The sequence below is a fragment of the Faecalitalea cylindroides ATCC 27803 genome (genome assembly GCF_000469305.1).
Taxonomy (GTDB): domain Bacteria; phylum Bacillota_I; class Bacilli_A; order Erysipelotrichales; family Erysipelotrichaceae; genus Faecalitalea; species Faecalitalea cylindroides.
Map to the genome: position 1 here is coordinate 1 of NZ_KI271025.1, position 792 is coordinate 792.

1 protein-coding gene and 1 pseudogene are annotated in these 792 nt (G+C 42.8%); both read right to left on the reverse strand.

Going from position 1 to position 792, the window contains the following annotated elements; all coding sequences use genetic code 11:
• Positions 1–670: pseudogene (locus HMPREF0367_RS10300) on the reverse strand (hypothetical protein); the annotation flags it as partial.
• Positions 598–747, reverse strand: coding sequence for a TnpV protein (locus tag HMPREF0367_RS10875; RefSeq protein ID WP_392389142.1), 150 nt, complete (start codon positions 745–747; stop codon positions 598–600). The pseudogene HMPREF0367_RS10300 and the gene HMPREF0367_RS10875, both read right to left, overlap by 73 nt.
• Positions 748–792: the final 45 nt, after the last annotated feature.

Sequence of the window (792 nt, forward strand, 5' to 3'; positions counted from 1 at the left end):
CGGGATAAGAACCGCCCCAACCATATTCATTTTTCAAGAAGTCGGCATTTTCTTTTGCAGAAAGACTTTTTTCAAACTGCTCATAAATACGCATTTTTCCCTCAGAAAATCCGCTTCCATTCGCAAGAATAGCGTCGATAATCTCCTGAGAAAAAGTAAAGGCAGAGGTTTTCTTTTCCTCTGCCCGACCGTCTAATATGAATGTCATCTGACCGTCCATTGACGGTAATGGTTTTATGCTGTCACTTAATTCTCCCAGTAATCGCATAGCTTCAAAATGACGGGCAATAACAGCCCAATCATAATAGCTCTGTGCGGTTCTGCTGTCGTATTTGCCCTCCCACAAATGCAGAACGTTTTCAAAGGCCTTGTACCCTACTGTCCTGCCGTCCTCTAAAGTAAGTTCGGTATAATCATTATTGAAAATACTCTTTATATACTCTGTGCGGTCTTTGTTATCAGGATTACGTTCATAATAATCTTTGATTTCTTCCAGACTTGCTGACAAATGTGGTGTCGTTCTGAGAATTTCATTGATTACTTCATCACGTCCAAAGAACGGAAGGCTTTTATCCTCGTGCGTTCTGTCGTAATACTCTAAGCGAATATCACTTCCGCTTTCACGATTTCCTGTGCCGAATTGCGAAGGGAGTTCATCAGACGAACCCATTTCATCATATCCTCCGCTTTCATCTGTTCGGTCACTCCCTCTTTCTGTGCCATCTGGCTCAGAATTGTTTTCTCCATCTTGCTGGCTCTCTGTTCCACTTCCGCCAAGTGCTGTGTCAGTTC